Source organism: Pantoea sp. RSPAM1 (assembly GCF_038816185.1).
Classification (GTDB): Bacteria; Pseudomonadota; Gammaproteobacteria; order Enterobacterales; family Enterobacteriaceae; genus Pantoea; species Pantoea ananatis.
Genome location: NZ_CP046137.1, coordinates 1,868,159 through 1,890,225, shown reverse-complemented (window position 1 = coordinate 1,890,225; position 22,067 = coordinate 1,868,159). Strand labels below are relative to the sequence as shown.

At 53.9% G+C, this 22,067-nt stretch carries 15 protein-coding genes and 2 pseudogenes; 5 read left to right on the top strand and 12 right to left on the bottom strand.

Going from position 1 to position 22,067, the window contains the following annotated elements; all coding sequences use genetic code 11:
• Positions 1 to 53: 53 nt before the first annotated feature.
• Positions 54 to 1,514 (top strand): MFS transporter, encoded by a 1,461-nt coding sequence (locus GKC68_RS09335; protein WP_028723373.1) that lies wholly within the window; start codon positions 54 to 56, stop codon positions 1,512 to 1,514.
• Positions 1,507 to 2,709: an acyl-CoA dehydrogenase family protein gene (locus GKC68_RS09330; RefSeq protein ID WP_028723372.1), complete on the top strand. Its 1,203-nt coding sequence runs from the start codon at positions 1,507 to 1,509 to the stop codon at positions 2,707 to 2,709. The genes GKC68_RS09335 and GKC68_RS09330 overlap by 8 nt, the downstream gene beginning before the upstream one ends.
• Before the next feature lie 68 nt (positions 2,710 to 2,777).
• Here GKC68_RS09330 and phoH read toward each other — a convergent pair whose 3' ends face one another.
• From phoH to putP, 5 genes are all read right to left on the bottom strand, one after another.
• Positions 2,778 to 3,566 carry a phosphate starvation-inducible protein PhoH gene (gene phoH / locus GKC68_RS09325; RefSeq protein WP_013026125.1) on the bottom strand — a complete coding sequence of 263 codons (789 nt, stop codon included), beginning with the start codon at positions 3,564 to 3,566 and terminating at the stop codon, positions 2,778 to 2,780.
• Between the two features lie 577 nt (positions 3,567 to 4,143).
• Positions 4,144 to 5,433: an iron uptake transporter deferrochelatase/peroxidase subunit gene (efeB, locus tag GKC68_RS09320; protein WP_110957364.1), complete on the bottom strand. Its 1,290-nt coding sequence runs from the start codon at positions 5,431 to 5,433 to the stop codon at positions 4,144 to 4,146.
• A complete protein-coding gene (gene efeO / locus GKC68_RS09315) occupies positions 5,433 to 6,554 on the bottom strand; it encodes an iron uptake system protein EfeO (protein WP_089527987.1) in 1,122 nt (373 codons plus the stop codon). The genes efeB and efeO overlap by 1 nt, the downstream gene beginning before the upstream one ends.
• Positions 6,555 to 6,603: 49 nt before the next feature.
• Positions 6,604 to 7,431 carry an iron uptake transporter permease EfeU gene (gene efeU, locus GKC68_RS09310; protein WP_028723369.1) on the bottom strand — a complete coding sequence of 276 codons (828 nt, stop codon included), beginning with the start codon at positions 7,429 to 7,431 and terminating at the stop codon, positions 6,604 to 6,606.
• Positions 7,432 to 7,621: 190 nt separating this feature from the next.
• A complete protein-coding gene (putP, locus tag GKC68_RS09305; protein WP_089527989.1) occupies positions 7,622 to 9,106 on the bottom strand; it encodes a sodium/proline symporter PutP in 1,485 nt (494 codons plus the stop codon).
• A gap of 443 nt (positions 9,107 to 9,549) precedes the next feature.
• Between putP and putA the strand changes: the two genes are divergently transcribed.
• Together putA and narI are read left to right on the top strand one after the other, a co-directional pair.
• Positions 9,550 to 13,494, top strand: coding sequence for a trifunctional transcriptional regulator/proline dehydrogenase/L-glutamate gamma-semialdehyde dehydrogenase (gene putA, locus GKC68_RS09300; protein WP_342656778.1), 3,945 nt, complete (start codon positions 9,550 to 9,552; stop codon positions 13,492 to 13,494).
• A 74-nt stretch (positions 13,495 to 13,568) separates the two neighbouring features.
• A pseudogene (narI, locus tag GKC68_RS09295) lies at positions 13,569 to 13,802 on the top strand (respiratory nitrate reductase subunit gamma); the annotation flags it as partial.
• 94 nt (positions 13,803 to 13,896) lie between these two features.
• Here narI and GKC68_RS09290 read toward each other — a convergent pair.
• Positions 13,897 to 14,976 carry an acyltransferase family protein gene (locus tag GKC68_RS09290; RefSeq protein ID WP_342656777.1) on the bottom strand — a complete coding sequence of 360 codons (1,080 nt, stop codon included), beginning with the start codon at positions 14,974 to 14,976 and terminating at the stop codon, positions 13,897 to 13,899.
• Positions 14,977 to 15,883: 907 nt separating this feature from the next.
• On the opposite strand from GKC68_RS09290, the pseudogene GKC68_RS09285 reads away from it, so the two are divergent.
• Positions 15,884 to 16,492, top strand: a pseudogene (locus tag GKC68_RS09285) (NUDIX domain-containing protein).
• Positions 16,493 to 16,664: 172 nt separating this feature from the next.
• On the opposite strand, the gene GKC68_RS09280 reads toward GKC68_RS09285, so the two are convergent.
• The 6 genes from GKC68_RS09280 to fliZ form a co-directional block, all read right to left on the bottom strand.
• Positions 16,665 to 17,750 carry an acyltransferase family protein gene (locus GKC68_RS09280; protein WP_342656776.1) on the bottom strand — a complete coding sequence of 362 codons (1,086 nt, stop codon included), beginning with the start codon at positions 17,748 to 17,750 and terminating at the stop codon, positions 16,665 to 16,667.
• Positions 17,751 to 17,986: 236 nt separating this feature from the next.
• Positions 17,987 to 18,739, bottom strand: a complete 753-nt coding sequence (tcyN, locus tag GKC68_RS09275; RefSeq protein ID WP_013026135.1) for an L-cystine ABC transporter ATP-binding protein TcyN — start codon at positions 18,737 to 18,739, stop codon at positions 17,987 to 17,989.
• A complete protein-coding gene (tcyL, locus tag GKC68_RS09270; protein ID WP_013026136.1) occupies positions 18,736 to 19,404 on the bottom strand; it encodes a cystine ABC transporter permease in 669 nt (222 codons plus the stop codon). Before tcyL ends, tcyN begins: the two co-directional genes overlap by 4 nt.
• The gene (gene tcyJ / locus GKC68_RS09265) at positions 19,404 to 20,204 is read right to left on the bottom strand and encodes a cystine ABC transporter substrate-binding protein (RefSeq protein WP_014605583.1); all 801 of its coding nucleotides are present in this window, start codon (positions 20,202 to 20,204) and stop codon (positions 19,404 to 19,406) included. Before tcyJ ends, tcyL begins: the two co-directional genes overlap by 1 nt.
• 133 nt (positions 20,205 to 20,337) lie before the next feature.
• Positions 20,338 to 21,324: a D-cysteine desulfhydrase gene (locus tag GKC68_RS09260; protein ID WP_264227894.1), complete on the bottom strand. Its 987-nt coding sequence runs from the start codon at positions 21,322 to 21,324 to the stop codon at positions 20,338 to 20,340.
• Positions 21,325 to 21,525: 201 nt separating this feature from the next.
• The gene (fliZ, locus tag GKC68_RS09255) at positions 21,526 to 22,029 is read right to left on the bottom strand and encodes a flagella biosynthesis regulatory protein FliZ (RefSeq protein ID WP_013026139.1); all 504 of its coding nucleotides are present in this window, start codon (positions 22,027 to 22,029) and stop codon (positions 21,526 to 21,528) included.
• Positions 22,030 to 22,067 lie beyond the last annotated feature (38 nt).

Sequence of the window (22,067 nt, the reverse complement as noted above, 5' to 3'; positions counted from 1 at the left end):
TCGCGATTCCTGCATATAAAGGCGTCACCTGTACAGACAATAACGAGGATAAAATGAGCACACTAAATATCGATGACGATGCCGCGATCCCCTTGCCTCACTCAACACCCATTCGCTCCGTCAGTGACGTTGCAAAGTTGATTAATACGCAAAGTGAGAAAAACAGCTACGCGCGCTGGATCGTGTTTCTGGCGTTGGGCGGCGTATTTCTGGATGCCTACGACCTGACCACCCTGTCTTACGGCATTGATGATGTCGTGAAAACATTCAGCTTAACGCCCACATTAACCGGGCTGGTCACCTCATCCATTATGATTGGCACCCTTGTCGGTAATCTGGTCGGGGGCTGGCTGACGGATAAATATGGCCGCTATTCCGTCTTTATGGCGGACATGCTTTTTTTTGTGGTGTCCGCTATTGCGGCCGGCCTCGCGCCGAACGTCTGGGTACTGATTGGCGCGCGCTTTTTGATGGGCGTTGGTGTGGGCATTGATTTGCCTGTCGCGATGGCCTATCTGGCCGAATTTTCGAAATTCTCTGGAAAAGGGAATAAAGCGTCGCGGCTCGCCGCCTGGTGCCCCATGTGGTATGCCGCGTCTTCGGTATGCTTTCTGATTATTTTTGGCCTTTACTTTCTGCTGCCTGCAGAGCACCTCGACTGGCTGTGGCGCGCTTCATTACTGTTTGGCGCAGTGCCTGCCCTGCTCATCATCGCCGTGCGCAGCAGGTTTATGAATGAGTCTCCGCTGTGGGCCGCAAACCAGGGGGATTTAAGCGGCGCAGTGCGAATCCTGCGCGATTCGTACGGCATCCACGCGCACGAAGATAAGCGCGCTGAGCCGGCGGCCAACCCCGTTGCCCCGGCGGTCAGTTTTCGCGTCTTGTTTCAAAAACCTTACCGGGAGCGCACCGTTGTAGCGGCGGTAATGAACGCCTGTATTTCATTCGAATATACGGCGATCGCCTTTTTCCTGCCCTCTATCCTGGCGCAGTTTCTGGGGGCGGGCGTCTTTGAAACGATCTCCGCTTCGCTAGGACTAAACGCGCTGTTCGCCTTTACCGGCGGCCTGCTTGGCATGCGTCTGGCCTGGCGATTTCCGTCACGCCATGTTGCGATTGCCGGATTTGCCCTGCAGTTTATTGCGCTGATCTCACTGGCTCTGATCGGCCATCCTGTTGCAACCTACGGCGTCGTGTTCGCCATTTTACTGCTGGGGCTGTGGTTGTTTGCTGAGGGTTTTGGGCCAGGCGCGCAGTTAATGATCTATCCCGCCCTCTCCTATCCCACGCATATTCGGGCCACCGGCGTCGGTTTTAGTCGTTCCGTCTCGGGCATCGGGAGCGCGCTGGCGCTGTTCATTCTGCCCATCTTGCAGGCGGCTTATGGCACCAATATGTTCTGGATCGTGTCACTGGCCGCCCTTATTCCCATCATTTTCCTGTTAGTCGTCCGGTTTGAACCCACTCGTCACGATATTGATGACGAGTCAACACACGGAGAACACCATGTCTGAACCCGATTACACCTCACTGGCGGCGCGTTTCCGCCCCATATTTGCCCGCATCGCCGAAGGCGCTGCCGATCGCGAACAGAATCGTACCCTGCTTCACGAGCCGGTGCGCTGGCTGAAGGCGGCGGGTTTTGGCACGCTGCGTATTCCACAAGCAAACGGCGGATTGGGTGCCTCGCTGCCACAGCTGTTCCGCTTACTGACCGAGCTGGCAGAAGCGGATTCTAACCTGCCTCAGGCGCTGCGCGCGCACATGGCCTTTGTCGAGGATCGTCTTAACCAGCCCGACAGTGAGGCGCGCCAGCGCTGGTTTAATCGATTTATCGACGGTGATATTGTCGGGAGCGGCTGGAGTGAAACAGGCAGCGTTCGATTAGGAGACGTGAATACGCAGGTGTCGCCCGCCGCTAACGGCTGGCTGCTTGAGGGCGAAAAATTTTACAGCACCGGCACGCTGTATGCCGACTGGATTGATGTCTACGCTAAGCGTACAGACAATCATCGCGATGTCATTGCGGTTGTCAGTACGCATCAGGATGCGGTAGTGCGAGAGGATGACTGGGACGGATTTGGTCAACGTCTTACCGGTAGCGGAACCACGCGTTTTCGTCAGGCCGTTGTGGAACCTGCCCATGTCTATGATTTCAGCGAGCGCTTCCGATATCAAACCGCCTTCTATCAGCATGTCTTACTGGCGACGCTGGCCGGGATCGGCCGGGCTATCGTGCGGGACGTGTCACAGGGCGTAGCAAACCGAAAACGAATCTACAGCCACGGTAATGCCCGTCAGGTCAGCCAGGACGTGCAGGTCTTACAGGTGGTGGGACAGATCAGCAGTTGGATATGGGCAACCGATGCCGCCGTGCAGCGGGCCACGCACGCGCTGCAACAGGCTTTTGATACGCACGTTCAGGGACAAGATGAAACGCAGATTCATGCCGCCAACGTCCGGGCAGAAGTGGAGGCTGCGAAGGCGCAGGTCGTGGCCGTGGATTGGGTGACGCGTGCGGCCAGTGAGCTGTTTAACGCGCTTGGCGCGTCAGATACGCGAGTGAGTAAAGCGCTGGACCGTCACTGGCGCAATGCCCGAACAATTGGCTCGCACAATCCGGTGATCTATAAAAGCCGTAACGTGGGCGACTGGGAAGTTAACGGGCGCGATCCTACCTTTATCTGGCAAATCGGCAGCGGCGAATAGCGCCCCATAACGGAAATAAAAAACCCGGCCGAAGCCGGGTTTTGGTCGCTACATGACTCAATCGAACGCTAGCTGTAAGCATGCAAAGTGCGCTGACACAGCGCGGAACGCACGCAATCCTCTTTGCCGAAACGGACTATGCCCACCATCTCGTCCTCTTCAAAACGCGCCAGCGCGTCCGCAAGACCAGAAGGCACCCCAGCGGGCAAATCGCACTGGGTTATATCGCCGTTAACAATCACCGTGACGTTTTCGCCAAGGCGGGTCAGAAACATTTTCATTTGCGCAGCGGTAACGTTCTGCGCTTCATCGAGAATCACCACTGCATTTTCAAAGGTACGACCGCGCATATAAGCAAAGGGCGCGATTTCGACTTTGCCAATTTCGGGACGCAGACAATATTGCATAAAGGATGCGCCAAGACGTTTAACCAGAATGTCGTAAACCGGGCGGAAATACGGGGCGAATTTTTCTGAGATATCCCCGGGAAGGAATCCCAGATCTTCATCCGCCTGCAGCACCGGGCGCGTAACGATAATCCTGTCGATATCCTTATGAATCAGGGCCTCTGCCGCTTTCGCAGCACTAATCCAGGTTTTGCCGCAGCCTGCCTCGCCGGTCGCGAAGATAAGCTGTTTTGATTCTATGGCGTTGAGATAGTGCGCCTGAGCTTCATTGCGGGCTTCAATCGGAGCACGATCGCGCACATCGCGCGCCATGCCAATCGAGTCCAGCCCACCCATTTGCACCAGCGAAGTGACCGATTCTTCTTCACGCTGACGATGACTGCGGGAGTCATTGCGAAGCACTCGTCTTGCTTCTCGACGCGCTTTGATCACTGCTTTCTGTCTTCCCATAGTGGCACCTTACAGTTGGTTTCATTTCCCGCTCAGGCAACAAGCCCGATGCGATTACGTGAACGCTTTAGAGGTTTCAGTTGGCTTCCTTTAGAGCCGTGACAGGCCATGACGATTGATATCCGGCAGCAAAACAGCCTGGCCGTATACCGGTAAAAAAGGAGTGAGGTTGAAAAGAGAAAACACATTGAGGTGTAAAAGCGGTTGAGGAAGGAACCTCCTCACGGGTAAATGCGATATTTTTTACTGCTGAACGGCTGTAAAAACATCTATCCATGCGCGAACTCCAGTGTGAGACATCAACACGCCCGATTACGCTTTCATAGTAAAGTGAACCATCTTATTGGTATTTTGCAACAGTATTTTCACTTTATTGAAAAATAAATATTCAACCATGCGTTAACGCTAACCTTACTTAAATTAAATTACGCATGTATTACAGAGAGTTAGTTTATTTTTTAATGCGGCATCAACGGTTTAAAACGGAGCGCGAAAACACAGGCGGGGGATAAAAATCCAGAGACAGAAATACGGCACGCTGGGCGGTCAGGCACAGAATGCCGTGATTAAAATTTAATCAGCTTTCAAGTAAGGACTGGCCCAAATAATGATTTTCATTGATAACGCCAGGTAATACAAAAAAGTATCCACCGCCAAAGGGACGTATATACTCTTCCAGCGCTTCACCATTCAGACGATTTTGTACGGTCAGAAAACCCAATTCTAAATCATGTTGATAACAAACAAACAGCAAGCCCATTTCTAACTGGCCTGACGCTGAAATACCCGCCGAATAACTGTAGCCCCGGCGCAGCATCAGGCTGCTTTCGGTCTCAGGCGTGCGCGGGTTCGCCAGCCGGATATGCGCATCCAACGCAATGACATCGCCATCAGGATCCTGGCGATAATCCGGCACGTCGTGCTCGTTCTTCATGCCCAGTGGTGCGCCGCTTAATTTCTCGCGACCAAAGATCGTTTGTTGCTCACCCAATGGCGTGCGATCCCACATTTCCACATGAAAACGGATCAACCTGACTGCCTGATAGCTGCCGTGGCGGGCCCACGCGGGTTCCGCCTGATCTTCCGTTACCCACAGCAGCTTATCCATCAACGCCATGTTATGCGTATCGGGGTTGGCCGTACCGTCTTTAAAACCCAGCAGATTAATGGGCGTTTCTTTTCCCGCGCTACGCGCGGCATGATCGGAAATAAAACCTTCCCGTCGCCAGCGAATGCCGAGCAAATCAGGCGTATGTTTCACCACATCACGGAGTGCATGAATCACCGTGTCCTGCGTGTTAGCACAGATTTGCAACAGCAGATCGCCGTGGCACTGATTTGCATCCAGAGAGTCGTTAGGGAAACGGCTCATGGCCTGCAGTTTGGCCGGCTTAAGCGCCGCCAGACCAAAGCGCGAATCAAACAGGGAATGACCAACGGAAACCGTCATCGTCAGGTTGTCCGGGGCAATCTCGGCGCCCAGAATGCCTGAATCCAGCGGCGGCAGCTGTGGGTTGGTCACAGCGGGCGCCATCCCGCCCCGGGTCAGAAACGCGATGCGCTGGGTAAGCAGTTTGAATAAACGCTGCAGTTCCTGCTTATCACGGGTCAGCACATCGAACGCGACCAGCATCATAGACGCCTGCTGTGGCGTCGTAATGCCGGATTGATGCACGCCATAAAAGGGCTGCACTTGCTGACGCGCATTGGGCGTTACCGTGCCGGGCGAAAAGCTGTCCGGGTTTTCGGCGGCGGCGGCATGAAACGGACACCCACCGCTGACGGCCGCCGCGCCGCCCAACATCCCCAGACCTTTCAATAAACGGCGGCGCGATGGCTGGCTTAACGCCTTATCCTTATCCATCATCAATCCAGGCCTAGGGTGCCACGCAGCAGAGAAAGATCTTCCGCCAGAGCAGTAATCGGCCCTTTCAGCGCGGTTCGATCGGCTGGCGTTAGTTTTTCATAAGATTCATAACCCTGACCGCTGCGGTATTTATCCAGAATCGCGTCAACTTTCGCGAAGTTGGCATCCACTTTTGCCAGAAGCGCTGGATTTGCCTGCTTCAGGACGGGCCGCAACAGCTCGACAATTTTTTGCGCGCCATCCACGTTCGCCCGGAAATCCCACAGGTCGGTACGGCTGTAACGGTCTTCTTCGCCGGAGATTTTACTGGAAGCCACTTCTTCGATCAGCCCTGCGGCGCCGCCCACGACCTTGGTCGGTGGGAACGCCAGCTCGCTAACGCGTTTCTGTAAGTCGCGCACGTCGTTGTTTAACTGCTCGGCATAGCCCACCATATCTTTGGTGCTATTATCGGCAAACAATGCTTTTTCAAGCCGGTGAAAACCGGTGAATTTCGGGTCTTCAGCCTTTTTCTCATAATCATCTTCACGGGCGTCAATGCGACCATCCAGATCTGAGAACAGCTCAGCTATCGGTTCTATACGTTCGTAATGCTGGCGCGTGGGGGCAAACAGCGCTTTGGCTTTTTCGATATCTCCGGCTTTCACCGCATCCGTAAAGGCCTGGGTTCCCGCCACCAATTGGTCAACTTCGGCCGTCACGTAGGCTTTGTAGGCGTTGATTGGACCCGCCAGCTGCATCAGTTCTGTTTTACCTTTCTGCACGTTTTTGCCCGCGCCGCCCTGAACAATCAGCTTGCCTTTGGGGTTTGTCAGCAGGCCGCAGGTCATTTCATATTCGCCCGCTTCGAGGTTGGCGGTCAGTTTTTGACTGAAGCCGGGCGCAATATTTTCACGCTCCTCAACCACCATCACCCCTTTCAGGATTTCCCATTCCAGCGCCTTTTGGCTGTTGTTTTTGATCAGAAACTGAGTCTTTCCCGCCTGAACCGTGAGCGACATCGGCTCGCACTGTGTGTCAGTCACACTGACGCTTACCTGTGGAATGGCCGCAGCCAGGGTGGAGCCGGAAACCGCCAGCAGCGAAGCCAGCACCGCGTGACGACAAAAACGCTTCTTCATATTTTTCCCTATTCAGTCAGAGGCGCGCCTGACGCGCCCGGTAAACGCCCTAGCGCGTAGCAGCTGAGGTTCCAGCACGTGCAGGCATAACAAACAGAAATAATGCCGGAATCAAATAAAGCAGCCAGACGGCCACTTCACTCACGCTGGGGGCTTCCTGATAACCCAGAATGCCTTCAAGCAGCGTGCCAAACAGTGAATGGGTCGATAAGGTGTTACTCATATCAAACGCCACCTGCTGAAAATGGTTCCACAGCCCGGCTTCATGAAAAGCGCGGATGGCGCCAGCTGCCAGCCCCGCGGCCACCAGAAGAATAAAAAGGCTGGTCCAGCGGAAAAAGTGCGCCATATTCAGACGCACCCCGCCCCAGTAGATCAACATGCCCAGCACAACGGCCGTGGCCAGGCCAAGCACGGCACCCAGCGGCGGCGCATAACCGACGTCCTGAGTGAAGGCGGCCAGTAAAAAGAACACTGACTCCAGCCCTTCGCGAGCGACGGCAAGAAACACCATCAGGACCAGGGCCAGGCCGCCCCCGGCTGATTTCTGTAAAGCCTGATCGACCGCCTGCTCCAGCTCCAGTTTGATATTGCGCGCGACGCGGCGCATCCAGAACACCATTGAGGTCAGGATCACGACAGCAATCACCGCCACAATGCCTTCAAACAGCTCTTGCTGCTTCTGCGGAAACTCACCCGTGGTCTGGTTGATAAAGATACCCAGCGCAAGGCAAAGCGCGGCGGCAATAAACACGCCCGCCCACATCGCTGGAAACCATTGGGTGCGCTGCGTCCTTTTCAGGTAGCTGGCAATAAGGCTCACGATGAGCGCTGCCTCCAGGCCTTCACGCAGCATGATGAGAAAGGGAACAAACATTGCCGACCTCTTGAATGTTAAGCAGCGTCAATGGGACGTAAATTTACGTAAAAACGAACGATACCGATTATCATTACCACTCAGAAAAAAACAAGTTCCCCCGTGAAATAATTTCGTAACTGTCTGTGCCAGACGCAGGCCAAAAAAAAGCCCGCCCTTAGCAGGGCAGGCTTTTCAATACGTTCACGCCTTATTTAGTCTGGAATTCTGCCTCGGCAGCATCGAAGCGTTCAATGGCGGCTGCAGAAGGTGCCCGGCCAGCCAGGCTGAAGACCACAATGGCAATACTGGCAAAAATAAAGCCCGGAATGATTTCATACAGGCCGAGCCAGCCATACTGTTTCCATACCAGTACCGTGACCGCACCGACAATCATTCCCGCCAGCGCACCATTGCGGTTCATGCGTTTCCAGCACACGCCAAACAGGACTACCGGTCCAAATGCGGCGCCAAAACCGGCCCATGCATAGCTGACCAGGCCTAACACCCGGTTTTCGGGATTCGACGCCAGCGCAATAGCCACTAATGCCACCAGCAGCACCATGAGGCGCCCTACCCAAACCAGTTCTTTCTGGCTGGCATTCTTGCGTAAAAAGCCTTTGTACAAATCTTCCGTCAGCGCACTGGAGCAGACCAGCAGCTGGCAGCTGAGCGTGGACATGACCGCCGCCAGAATGGCAGACAGTAAAATACCGGCAATCCACGGATTAAACAGAATACGTGCCAGCTCAATAAAAACGCGCTCTCCATTCTGTGAAACGCCCGCAGCCAGAGAAGGATTATTGTGGAAATAGGCGATTCCAAAGAAGCCCACGGCCACCGCGCCCGCCAGACAGAGAATCATCCACGCCATGCCGATACGGCGCGCGGTACGAATGGAACGATGTGAATCCGCCGCCATAAAACGTGCCAGGATATGAGGCTGACCGAAATAGCCCAGGCCCCAGCCCAGCAGTGACAGCACGGCCACGAAATTCAGGCCTTTAAACATATCCACGTTTTCAGCGTTTTTGGCCTCAATCACCGCCATCGAATCGCTCCAGCCACCTACGGCGATCACCACGATGACTGGCGTCAGAATCAGCGCGAAGATCATCAGGCTGGCCTGAACGGTATCCGTCCAGCTCACCGCCAGGAATCCCCCCACCAGGGTATACAGAATGGTGGCGGCGGCCCCGGCCCAGAGGGCGGTGGTGTAATCCATACCAAAGGTGCTTTCAAACAGACGCGCGCCCGCTACCACGCCTGATGCGCAGTAGATGGTGAAAAATACCAGAATCACCACGGCAGAAATGACCCGTAAGATTTTGCTGCGATCTTCAAAGCGGCTGGTAAAGAAGTCAGGCAGCGTCAGGGCGTTATCGTGATGTTCCGTCTGAACCCGTAAGCGCCCCGCGACAATCTTCCAGTTAAGCCATGCACCAATAATCAGGCCAATGGCGATCCAGCTTTCAGAGATACCGGAAAGAAAAATGGCGCCCGGTAATCCCATTAGCAACCATCCACTCATATCGGAGGCTCCGGCGGACAACGCAGTCACGACACTGCCCAGGCTGCGTCCGCCCAGAATATAGTCGTCGAAGTTTTTCGTTGAGCGCCAGGCAATAAAACCGATAAGCACCATCCCAAGGATATAAATTAAAAAGGTCACCAACATTGGCGTACTTACTGTCATTTGTTTCTCCGTTATTATCCGATCTCTTGAGAGAAATCTTTTCCCTGCCCCCTTCGGAACGTGAAGGCGTCAGGCTGTTACCGCATCAAGAGAAGGCGATTTCCCTTAAGGCGCGGTATCCTGCCGTAAAGGCACGGCGCACACAATGCATTTAACACATCCGTCACATCAGTTTCACCTCTTAATCCCTTCTTAATACTCACAGGTTGCGCCCGCTCACAATAAAGTTGCACCTTTGCAATAATTTCACCCTTGAAATTGAAGGGGGTTGCAACGTTGGCGAGTTTCTTGCAGCAAGATTTGTGCCGCTTTGAAATGTTAATTAAAAAAGGGGTTTCCAAGTGTGCAGCCGAGGTCACATTTAACCTGGTTGCACAAAGTTGCAACATGGGTAATAGTGCAGCCCATGCCTTGATCAAAACCGTTTTAAGGAAGAGAAAATAATGGGAACAACAACCATGGGGGTGAAGCTGGATGAAGCCACCCGCAACCGTATTAAACTGGCGGCGCAGAAACTCGATCGCACGCCACACTGGCTGATTAAACAGGCGATCTTTAATTATCTGACCCAGTTAGATGCGGGTGAAACGGTGGATGAGATCCCTCTGCAGCTTAACGACTCAGCGTCCGATGAGCTTGCCCCGGAAGAGATGGTTCAGCCCTTCCTTGAATTCGCCGAAAACATTTTACCTCAGTCGGTTGCCCGCTCTGCGGTGACAGCCGCCTGGCGTCGGCCTGAAACGGATGCGGTTCCCATGTTGCTTGAGCAAGCGCGCCTTCCCGCCCCACTGGCAGAGAAAACGCAGCAGCTGGCGCATCAGCTGGCCGATAAGCTGAGGCACCAAAAAGGGGCGACCGGGCGTGCCGGCATGGTGCAAAGCCTGCTGCAGGAGTTTTCACTCTCCTCTCAGGAAGGTGTGGCTTTAATGTGCCTGGCTGAAGCCTTGTTGCGTATCCCTGATAAGCCCACCCGCGATGCGCTGATCCGCGACAAGATCAGCAACGGCAACTGGCAGTCACATCTTGGCCGCAGCCCGTCACTGTTTGTAAACGCCGCGACGTGGGGATTACTGTTTACGGGCCGTCTGGTCTCAACGCACAATGAAGCCAACCTGTCGCGCTCGCTCAACCGAATTATTGGCAAGAGCGGCGAGCCGCTCATCCGGAAAGGCGTGGATATGGCGATGCGCCTGATGGGCGAACAGTTCGTGACCGGTGAAACGATTGCCGAAGCGTTAGCCAACGCCCGCAAGCTTGAAGAAAAAGGCTTCCGTTACTCCTACGATATGCTGGGTGAAGCCGCCCTGACGGCCAGCGATGCCAGGGCCTATCTGGTTTCTTATCAGCAGGCGATTCACGCCATCGGTAAAGCCTCAAACGGTCGGGGCATCTATGAAGGCCCGGGCATTTCTATCAAGCTGTCCGCACTCCATCCGCGCTACAGCCGCGCACAGTATGATAGGGTGATGGATGAGCTGTATCCGATTCTGAAGTCACTGACCCTGTTGGCCCGCTCTTACGACATCGGCATTAACATTGATGCGGAAGAGGCCGATCGTTTAGAGCTGTCTCTCGATATGCTGGAGCGGTTGTGTTTTGAACCCGAGCTTGAAGGCTGGAACGGAATAGGTTTCGTGATTCAGGCTTATATGAAGCGTTGCCCGTTTGTCATTGATGAGCTGACCGATCTGGCCCAACGCAGCCGTCGTCGTCTTATGATTCGCCTGGTGAAAGGCGCTTACTGGGACAGCGAGATCAAACGCGCCCAGGTGGAAGGACTGGAAGGCTATCCGGTTTATACCCGCAAGGTCTACACCGACATTTCTTATCTGGCCTGCGCCCGTAAACTATTGGCGGTGCCCAATCTGATCTATCCACAGTTTGCCACACACAACGCGCACACCCTGGCCGCGATCTATCAACTGGCGGGCAATAACTATTATCCCGGACAGTATGAGTTCCAGTGCCTGCATGGCATGGGTGAACCGCTCTACGATCAGGTGGTAGGCAAAGTGGCAGACGGCAAGCTCAATCGTCCCTGCCGCATCTATGCCCCCGTAGGTACACACGAAACCCTGCTGGCTTACCTGGTGCGTCGCCTACTGGAAAACGGTGCGAATACCTCTTTTGTTAACCGTATTGCCGACACGTCCATGCCGATAGACGAGCTGGTCGCCGATCCGGTGAGTGAAGTTGAAAAACTGGGTGCCAGCGAAGGCACCCTGGGCCTGCCACATCCGAAGATCCCGCTGCCGCGAGACTTATATGGCAGCGACCGGGTTAACTCTGCGGGTCTGGATATGGCTAACGAGCACCGCCTTGCTTCCCTGTCCAGTGCTCTGCTGAGCGGCGCAAGTGAGCCTTATCTGGCACAACCGCTTATTGACGGCCCTGCTGGTAGCGGAGAAAGCCAGAATGTGGTGAACCCTGCCGCGCCGTCGGACGTCGTCGGCACGGTTCGCCATGCCTCAGAACAGGAGGTTTCCCAGGCCATTGAGGCGGCAGTCAATGCCGGTCCTATCTGGTTTGCCACTCCGCCGCAGGAACGCGCGGCCATCCTTGAGCGGGCAGCACAGTTAATGGAAGGTCAGCTACAGCCGTTGCTGGGCATTCTGGTGCGCGAAGCCGGTAAAACCTACAGCAACGCCATTGCCGAAGTGCGTGAGGCCGTGGACTTCCTCTATTACTACGCTGGCATCGTGCGCCATGATTTTGACAACGAAACGCACCGCCCACTGGGACCTGTGGTCTGTATCAGCCCCTGGAACTTTCCGCTGGCCATTTTTACCGGTCAGGTTGCCGCTGCGCTGGCGGCCGGAAACAGCGTGCTGGCGAAGCCTGCCGAGCAGACGCCGCTGATTGCCGCGCAGGCCGTCGAGATCTTACTGAGTGCCGGTGTTCCGGCTGGCGTCGTGCAACTGCTGCCGGGCCTCGGTGAAACCGTGGGCGCACAGCTTACCGGCGACGAACGCATTCGTGGCGTAATGTTCACCGGCTCCACGGCGGTCGCCACCCTGTTACAACGTAATCTGGCAGGCCGGTTGGATCCCCAAGGCCGCCCCACTCCGCTGATTGCTGAAACCGGCGGCATGAATGCCATGATTGTCGATTCATCCGCCCTGACAGAACAGGTGGTGATCGATATCGTCGCCTCGGCCTTTGACAGCGCGGGCCAACGCTGCTCTGCGCTGCGCCTGCTGTGCGTACAGGAGGACGTCGCAGAACATACGTTGAAAATGCTGCGTGGCGCGATGGCGGAGTGCCGTATGGGCAATCCGGAGCGCCTGTCCACCGATATCGGCCCGGTGATCGATAAAGAGGCCAAAGCCAACATTGAGCGCCATATTCAGGCCATGCGCAATAAAGGCTTTAAGGTGTTTCAAACGGCGCAGGATAATCCACAGGACAGCAAAGAGTGGGCAACCGGAACCTTTGTGAAACCGACGCTGATTGAACTGGATAAGGTCAGCGATCTGACGCAGGAGGTATTTGGTCCGGTGTTGCACGTTGTGCGCTTCACCCGCAGCGGCCTGCCGCAGTTGATCGAACAGATTAACGCCTCAGGCTATGGGCTGACGTTAGGCGTACATACCCGCATTGACGAAACCATCCTGCAGGTCACCGCAGCGGCCAAAGTGGGCAATCTGTACGTTAACCGCAACATGGTTGGCGCGGTGGTGGGCGTGCAACCGTTCGGCGGTGAGGGTTTATCTGGTACCGGTCCGAAAGCGGGTGGCCCGCTTTATCTGTATCGCCTGCTGGCGAATCGCCCGGACAGCGCACTCAGCACCACCCTCAGCCGTCAGGATGCTGAGCGCCCGGCCGACCATGCCCAGCGTCAACTGCTGCTGGCCGCGCATCAGGCATTAAGCGAGTGGGCAAAAGATAAGCCTCAGCTGTCCTCACTGTGCCAGCATTATGCCGGGCTGGCTCAGGCAGGTACGGTACGCCTGCTGCCTGGCCCAACAGGCGAACGCAATACCTTCCTGTTGCTGCCGCGTGAGCAGGTACTCTGTCTGGCGGATAACGAGCAGGATGCTCTGATTCAACTGGCCGCGGTCACCAGCGTAGGCAGCCAGGCACTGTGGCAGGACGATGAGCTGCACCGCGCACTGCTGGGCACCTTACCGGCAGTGGTGAAAAGCCGCATTACGCTGGCGAAAGATCCGCTGTCAGCGCATTTTGACGCCGTTATCTATCACGGTGATGCCGACCAGCTCCGCAGCCTGTGCGAACAGGTCGCGGCGCGCGAAGGTGCCATCGTGTCGGTGCAGGGTTTTGCGCGTGGCGAAACCAATCTGCTACTGGAACGTCTGCTGATTGAACGTTCGCTCAGCGTGAATACCGCTGCGGCGGGCGGCAATGCCAGCCTGATGACTATCGGGTAACGTCCTTCAGACCGATCGCTTTCGTTGAAGGTTCATGCCCAGGCATGAACCTTTTTTTTGCGCTAAGCATAGGGCGATATATGGACGGCCTTGGCATGATGAAACTCGTCGGCTGGGCACAGGCGGTAGTCACGTTCCAGGGTAACGCCGCGCAATGGCTTGACGGCGTTGAGTGGATTTATCGCGTTCACTTAGTGTTGGGAATGACGATCTTCCTGGTATTTCCGTTTACCCGCCTTGTTCACATCTGGAGCGCGCCGGTCGAGTATTTCACGCGCCGCTATCAGGTAGTACGCTCACGTAAATAAGTGCGCTATGCCCCGGAAGTTCGGGGCATTCCTCTGTATTTCTGCCGCTTCCTCTTTCTGTATGATTCGCCACAGGGTAAAACGCATAACGCGCTTACGTCGCCGGACGGACAGGCCGTTTTATCAGGGTCGGAAAGATAAACAACGCACGCCCTATACCCCGATTTGTTAACGACCAGACGACCACGGAGCACAGAGAGCAAAGGGCGACGATCGCCAGTGGATAAAGGCAGGCCCAAAGCCATGAAAACCACGCCTGTTCAAACAGCTGGTGACGCTGCGCGAACAAAATAGCCGTCATCCCGAAATACTCAATGAAGATGCGGTGAATAACGTAAATGGGTAAGGTGTGACGACCCATCCAGTTTAGCCACGCCACGTTGCTGACCTGGCTCAGGAGACGGCAGGCAGCAATGCTAACGAGTATGGCAATCACACATAAGAAAAGGTTTTTATCCAAATCAAACAGCGCGTGCAGGCCCGCCGTCAGCAGCAGTAACAACCACAGCAGCCCGTTTTCACGTCGCCATTCGCTCAAACGTAGCATCTGTGAACACCAGAATGTTCCCAGCATAAAGAACACAAAATACTGCGCCAGACTCTGTGGACCCCAGTAGGGAATAATTTTTTCAACCGCCAGGTAATTGAGCACCGCCGCCGCGATAAGCAACGGCATCTTATAGCGCTGAAAAAGTTTGGCACACAGAAAATAGAGTCCCAGTCCGTATAAATACCATGAGCCACTCATCGCCAGAAATGTCAGTGTTAGAAACTCGGTGAAGGTACCCGAATAGGCCGCATTGAGGTTTTGTGAAATCCGCTGCCCGGTAATTTCCGTGGAAATCCCCTCGATATACCACCACTGAATGGTGCCCCATAAAAGATACAGGTAAAAAAGATTTGTGATGCGGCGGGTAGCGATTTGCTTCCAGGGACGGGTAATGATGGCATTACGAGCCAGCAGGCCCGATACAAAGAAAAATGCGGGCATGCGCAACGGCGATAATAACGTATTAAACTGCACCCACATCTCCGCCACCCATTCACCTGCGGCCAGGTCTTTCACCTGGCTTTGAAAACCGGGTAACACCGTGTGATACAGGACGACCAGCAGGATACAGATTCCCTTTAGGGTATTAATCCAGGCAATATCTTTTTTTTCACTTTTCGTCATCAGGCTTTTCCCGTCGCTGCGCCATGTAAAAATAAGTCATTCGAACTGCCGACGTTATCGTTATACGAAAAGTATTCCCTATGCTCACGCGCCTGAATGTAGCGAAAGTCTTAAAGTCCTCTTCCCGAAGGGGTTTAAAACCGTACTTTACAATACAGGATGTTTTTTGACATTTATTCCGTATTTAATTTCAACGCAGGTAATCATTGTCAGAAGGCGGAATAAATAAGTCGCTCTTATCTAAATAAATAAGAAATATTCAGGTATTGGTGCTCGTTAATATTCATGTCACTTATTAAGTCAGCTGGCATGTATCGCACAGGACAGGCGAGATATTTTATCCCCTGGCCCAAGGCTGTTGCGTCAACGTGCGCTGCAAAAGCCGAGCGGTGCTACGCAGGCATCCTGCTGCAAAGGCTCCAGGGCCCCGCGCATCCTGCTCCACCAGTGCGATGACTTTATCGTTGCGACAGTTTCATCGCGCGATGCCACACAGTACGATGACGTCCCGGCGAATTTTCACACTCAACCCTTGCTTAACCTTATTTCTGGCTTTATGTTAGGTCAGATGACTCATCTTAAGTAAAGGTAACGTTACTATGCGTGTTTAATTAGCACGAGTGACTTATACAGCCAGGTCAATTCGGTCATATATGCCCTTTCGGCTAAATTTTTCCCTGCATTATCGCCTGTATCTTTATTTCAGGTTCGAATAGGGCCTTAAAACAGACAGGGTTAGGATAAAACAGCGCTAAACGTTATTCGCTTAGGTGTTCCTTGCGGAAATATCGCTGACAGGTGAAAAGTGCATTTTTACATTTAGGTTTAGGGGTGATTTTTCCAATGTCCACTCGGCACGCTGTGTCTGAATGACTCTTCAGGACTTACTTACCAATGGAATCTCAGTATGAAGCATGCGCATTATACGCCCGTTTCCACCACTGCCACCGTTAACCATCAGCAGATACTGGCAAATGACTGGGGCACCCTGACCAAATACGATATGACCTAGGTCCGTTCCGATGGTACACAACAGCGTTTCACGCGTGAGGCTTAGGATCGCGGCCACGGTGCGACTATTCAGCTCTACAACCGCGATGACAGAACGGTCATCCTTACCAGTCAGTTCCGCCTGCCTGCGTTTTTGATCGGACATCACTATGAACTGATTGAAGCCTGCGCCGGTTTGCTTGATGAGCGGGATCCTATCCAGGCAATAAGAAGCGAAGCCGAAGAAGAGACCGGATATAAGCTGAATGAGGTCACTAAGATTGGCGAGATATTCATGAGCCCGGGTTCCGTTACTGAGCGTCTGCACTTTTTCATCGCCCCTTTTACCCGCGAAATGCGGATTAACGAGGGCGGAGGCCTTGCGGCTGAAGGTGAAGATATTAAAGTCATTGAACTGCCGATTAACGAGGCGCTTGCGATGATTGATGCCGGCATCATCATTGACGCGAAAACCATTATTCTGATTCAGCACCTGGTCATCAAAGGCATTTGTCTCCCGGCATAACACGGCACGCAAAGAGCAGCCTCACATGAAGTGTCCCTTCTCAGAGGCGACTGCAGCTTCTCACCCTGTCAGCTGACGCGACAAAACGGGCTAACAGGGGGAGAAATGCGCCCTCCCTGCGTTGCCCGCCAGAGAAAGGATACGAAACGGGCCAGCATGCTGGCCCGGTACGTCAGGATGATGAGGCTTGCGTTTCTGGCTGCCGTTTACTGATTAAACGTGGATGAATAAACAGCATCCGTCCCGGCCCCCGGTTCAGCAGCGACCAGACCATCAAAGACAGGAGCGTGCAGACCGCCACGCCGGTTAACGGCATCAGCAACGCCCATGCCCAGCTAAAACCCGCGTTGCCAAACCAGCCGTAGTGCAGCGCCAGTGAGATGGCGCTCAGCCCCACCAGTTCGATAAAGATACGGTGCAAAACATAAATCTGCAGCGTGTTACGCCCTATATAGTTCAGCCACGCCATATTGAAATGCGCATTAAGAAAACGGCACAGCACAATACCAAAGACGATGGTCAGCAGGCTGTAGAACGGGTTTTTATATATCCCGCCCAGATGATGGGCAATGCCGATCGCGGCGATTGCCCCCAACCAGAGCCAGTGACGACCTTTTAAACCGCTCAGTTCGATTAACGTTACGCTAAAAAATACGCCCAGTAAGAAATAGAGATAGTTCTGTGCCACGCTGGCCGGGCCCCATCCGGGGATCAGGCTAAACTGCGCGGCGTAGTTTGCCGCTATTGCCGCCGCCACCAGCAGCATTTTCTGCCGATGGAAAAGTTTAGTGACCAGAAAAAAACCCGCCAGAGCATACAGGTACCACAGGCTGGTCATCGACAGCATCAGCAGTTTAATGAACTCCATTGGCGAATCCGCATAGGCGGCGTTTTTGCTGCTGGACAGCCGCTCGCCCAGGTGGGTTGAAATGTAGTGGATACTCAGCCACTGGATTACGCCCCACAGCAGATAAAGGTAAACAATGTTGCTGAACTTTTTAGTGAAGACCGCTTGCCAGCGTTTATTGATCACCGAGTTACTGGCCAGCAGGCCGGATACAAAGAAAAATGCCGGCATCCGTAAGGGGGAAAGCCAGGTATTAAACGCCACCCACGCCTTAGCCGGTACGATACCGGCTGTCAAATGGTGAAGCGCTGGCGCGAACGTTGTAATGATGGAGTGATGCAGTACCACAAGTAAAATGCATCCCCCTTTTAGGGTATTGATCCAGAGGATTTCCTTCCTGGGTTGGTTCATTATTTCTTCCCAATCGTGCAATGAATTTGTGAAGAATTATTAATATTTTACAGCAGGTCTCAATCAGGCGGCTCTTAAAAGTTACAATCTGTTACCTCTGGACGCGAGGCGATAACAGTTAACGTTTAAAATCAGATAATTAAACCGATGCTAAATGTAAATTTTCGGAAGAAACTGAGAAGGAAAAAGGCGGGATACAGCGAAATAAGCGCCGCCAACTTCTGGCGGCACCGGGTTTATTGATTAAGAAATTTATTGAGAAACTGCCGGGTACGCGGCTCCTGAGGATCGCTGAAGAGTGCCTTAGCAGGGCCCTGTTCAACAACACGGCCCTGATCCATAAAAATGGCGCGGTCGGCGACGTCACGGGCAAAGCTCATCTCGTGCGTCACGATAACCATAGTGCGTTTTTCCTGGGCCAGTGCGCGAATGGTGTTCAGTACTTCACCCACCAGTTCCGGATCCAGCGCAGAGGTCGGTTCATCAAACAAAATGACTTCTGGCTGCATCGCCAACGCACGGGCAATGGCAACACGCTGCTGCTGACCACCGGACAGGCGCCGTGGGTAGCTGTCTTCCTTGCCGTTGAGTCCCACTTTTTCAAGCAGGCTGCGCGCACGGGCAACCGCGTCCGCTTTCGCTTCCCGCTTCACAATCACCGGACCTTCAATAATATTTTCCAGCACCGAACGATGCGGAAATAAATTGAAGTTTTGAAAGACAAAACCCACCTGCTGACGCAACAGCCGCACCCGCTCTTTCTGTCTGTTCATGCCGAGGCTGGCGTCAATGGTGATATCACCCACTTTAATGCGGCCCGCATCCGGGACCTCAAGGAGGTTGATGCTGCGCAACAGCGTGGTTTTACCTGAGCCGCTGGGGCCGATTATCGCGACGATTTCGCCCGGGGCGACATCAAGATCGATGCCGTGCAGTACCGTTTGTCCGTTAAACTTTTTCACCAACTGGCGAACTTCAATAGCACTCATTTCGCCTCCTGATCCTGACGGTTAACGTGCGCTTCCAGTCGGTTCTGTAATGCTGACAGTACGGTTGCCATCACCCAATAGATCAGCGAAGCCGCCAGATACATGGTGAACACCTCCAACGTGCGAGAGGTAATCAACTGCGCCTGACGAAACAGTTCCGGAACCTGGATCGTGGCAGCCAGCGAAGTATCTTTTACCAGACTGATAAAGCTGTTACCCAAAGGCGGGAGTGCGGTGCGGGCGGCCTGCGGTAAAACAACCCGACGCAGCGTTTGCCACGGCGTCATGCCGATACTGGCCGCCGCTTCCCACTGGCCGCGCTCGATGGCCGCAATCGCGCCGCGCAGCGATTCTGAGGCATAGGCCGCCATGTTAAGCGACAGCCCAATCATCGCCGAGGGAATGGGATCCAGCTCAATGCCAAACTGCGGCAGACCGTAGTAGATCATAAACAGCTGGGCGATAAGCGGCGTGCCACGAAAGATGGACACGTAGATACGCGCCAGCCAGTTCACGGGCCAGAAGCGGGACAGGCGCATCAGAGCCAGCAAAAAGCCCAGTATCAGCCCGAAAAACATACCGCCAATACTGAGCTGCAGCGTGAACAGCGCGCCTTTAAGAAGAAAAGGTGCTGAGTCCAGCACCAGTTGTAAACTTTCCTGCATTATTTAGTAACGTCCGCGCCAAACCATTTTTCTGACAGCTTTTTGAGTGTGCCGTCTTTCTGCATTTCCGCAATGGCCTGATCGATTGCCTTCAGTAAATCTTCGTTACCCTTGCGCAGCGCAACGCCCGCTTCCAGACGCGAGAATGCCGGACCGGCTACCGCCATGGTATCGCCCGTTTTCTTCACCAGATCCAGAGCCGCCAGGCGATCCACCAGAATCGCGTCAACGCGACCAGAACGCAGATCCTGATATTTGGTTGGGTCATCATCATAAGTGCGGATATCCACACCTTTTACGTTCGCGCGCAGCCACTGCTCGTAGTTGGTCCCCAGGCCCACACCGACTTTCTTCCCAGCAAGGTCTTCTGGCTTAGTGATGCTGCCCGCGTTTTTCTTCAGCGTCAGCGCCTGCACCCCTGAAATGGTATACGGCGTAGAGAAATCATATTTCTTTTTACGCTCATCGGAGATCGTCACCTGATTGATGACCACATCGATGCGTTTCGAATCCAGCGCCGCTAACATGCCATCCCACTTGGTCGGCTTCAGGACGGCTTTAACCCCCATGTGTTTGGCCAGATCCTGAGCAAACTCCACTTCAAAGCCCGTCAGCTTGCCCTTTTCATCCTGAAAACTGAAAGGAGGATAGGTGCCTTCCAGACCGACGCGCAGTTCGCCTTTGCTTTTAACCTGCGCCAGTAAATCGTCTGCCGCAAACGTTTTAACGCTGAAGCCTGCCACCAGCGCTACCGCCATCATTCCCGTCACCACCTGGCGACGAATCTGTGAGAAAGCCATGTTTACCCCTTTTATTATTTGTCAGTGTGCTGTTGAGCGGCGCATCACGGCCTGCCGCTCTGTCATTATGGGCGTTATTTTACCTAAGGCATTAAAATAACGGCTGAATTATAACCCTTTTTTGCGCGGCGTCTCAGACCGAAGGGTGATAAGCAAATAACGCTGGCGCGCCGCCTGTATGCACAAACAACAGCGGCCCTTCCCGACGAAAACGATTCTGGTTAACACCATCGATCAGGCCCGCCATGGCTTTACCGGTATAAACAGGATCGAGAAAAATCCCTTCAAGACGCGCCAGCAGTTTGATCGCCTCGATACCTTCTTCATTCGGCTCGCCGTAGCGCGGCGCAAAATAGTCATCCCATAGCGTGACCGGGGCCTTCACTTCTATGGCCAACTGCGTTGCCAGGGCCTGGCATAGCGCATCAACCTTAGGCCGCTGCTCAGCGACGTTACGCGATACGGTTACGCCAACCAACTCAGTTTCCGGCAGCAGCTGTTCAAGCCCAACCGCCAGACCGGCATGCGTTCCGGCACTGCCTGATGCGACCAGGACTGCCGCAAAATCCACTACCCCTTCGCTCTGATGCGCAATCTCCTGGGCACATTCCACATAGCCCAGCGCCCCCAGCGCATTCGAACCGCCCACCGGCAGAATGTAAGGCCGGAAGCCCTGCGCTTCAAGCCGCTCCGCCTGTTCCGCCAGTTGCACGGCGGGTTGGGTCAGCGCATCGACCATCACTACCTCGACATCCATGAGATCCAGCATCAGGCGGTTGCCATTGGTCAGGTAGTTTTCACTGTGCGTTGCTATCGGGTTCTCCAGCAAGGCCACACATTTCAGGCCGAGTTTAGCCGCAACGGCCGCCGTTTGACGCACATGGTTAGACTGAATGGCGCCGGCGGTCAGCAGCACGTCAGCACCTTCACGAAGGGCATCCGCGGCTAAAAACTCCAGCTTGCGCAGCTTGTTACCGCCCAGTGCAAGCGGTGTCACGTCATCACGCTTGATGAAGATATCACGACCGAGATAGTCGGATAAACGGGGCAGATATTCCAGCGGCGTGGGCGCGCCCAGAAGTTCGATACGAGGAAACTGATGAATAAGATGTAAAGACAATGCGGCCTCCCGTTGGGCATAAGGCAGTGATCTTTACAGTGTTACAGAAGATGCGGAAAGGATCATCCAGAATTCAAATGTGTGGGAAGAGAGAGCTCAGCCTGCTGCAGCGCAACATCCCCATTTTCCCCCGCGAAGTGGGAAAATGGGGTGGGAGACACCATGTCAGTGGCAACGCGCTCTGACATTTCACTGGGTCCCTTAACGTTGCTGCCAGCCTAAAAACTGATCGTACTTTCGCAGCGCAATACGATAATTATTATTGCCAGCATCAGGTAAGTCTTCTTCCAGGCATTGATGCCAGCTATTGCCTGTCAGTTTTTCAGCCGGAAAGTTTCTGGCTTTCAGCATATCGTCAAGACGACGTAGGCGAACCACGTATTCACGGATCGTGCTCGGGCTCATTTCCGTCTGTTCGAACAGATATTGTTTAAACGCCATAATGTCAAAGTAGTTAGGATGTGTATTACAAAAAATATCGCTGCAAAAACGGCAAAGCGCCGTTAATTCAGGCTGAAGTTTTAGCCAAAGCGGCTCATCAATCATTTGGTCCATGCGTGCGATGGCCTCTTTATTGATGATCTGACCTCGGAAGACCAGCGCCATACGATCTAAAACTTTGCCACAGTGTGAACAATTGGTTTGGCTGTGTTTGTAGTCTTTAAGATAACGACTTAAAGGTCTGGCTTTGGTTTTGGCTCCCACTGTTGAGTCCCCGATTTCTTATTATTTATAGATCGCCA